We start from the raw sequence: 538 nt of genomic DNA, 5'->3' as shown, positions 1-538 counted from the left end.
TCCCTCGCCGAGGAGTTCGGCGTCACCCAGGAGACCGTCCGGCGGGACCTGAGCGCGCTCGACAAGGCCGGCCTGCTCCGCCGGGTGCACGGCGGCGCGCTCCCGGCCGGCGGCCTCCACCTGGAGCCCGGCCTCGCCGAACGCGACTCCACGGCCGCCCCGGAGAAGGAGCGGATCGCCCGCGCCGCCCTGGAGCTGCTGCCCACCGAGGGCAGCCTGCTGCTGGACGCGGGCACCACGATCTCCCGGCTGGCCGCACTGCTCCCCCTGGACAGCACGCTGACCGTGGTCACCAACGCCCTCCCGGTCGCCGCCCGGCTGGCCGACCACCCGGATCTGACGCTCCATCTGGTCGGCGGGCGGCTCCGGCACCGTACCCAGGCCGCCGTGGGCGCCTGGGCGCTGCGCGACCTGGCCGACGTGCACGCCGACCTCGCGGTGGTCGCCACCAACGGCTTCGGCCCGGAGAGCGGCCTGACCACGCCCGACCTGGCCGAGGCCGCCGTCAAGCGCGCCATGCTCGCCGGGGCGGGGCGGG

General features: G+C 77.5%; 1 protein-coding gene. It reads left to right on the top strand.

The window, feature by feature from the left end; genetic code table 11:
• On the top strand, positions 1-538 hold a 538-nt coding region (locus tag ABD323_RS44960; RefSeq protein WP_344447720.1), incomplete at both ends, for a DeoR/GlpR family DNA-binding transcription regulator.

Source organism: Kitasatospora nipponensis (assembly GCF_039528135.1).
GTDB lineage: Bacteria > Actinomycetota > Actinomycetes > Streptomycetales > Streptomycetaceae > Kitasatospora > Kitasatospora nipponensis.
The sequence above is the reverse complement of the archived record's forward strand: the minus strand, read 5'-3'. Positions and strand labels throughout refer to the sequence as shown.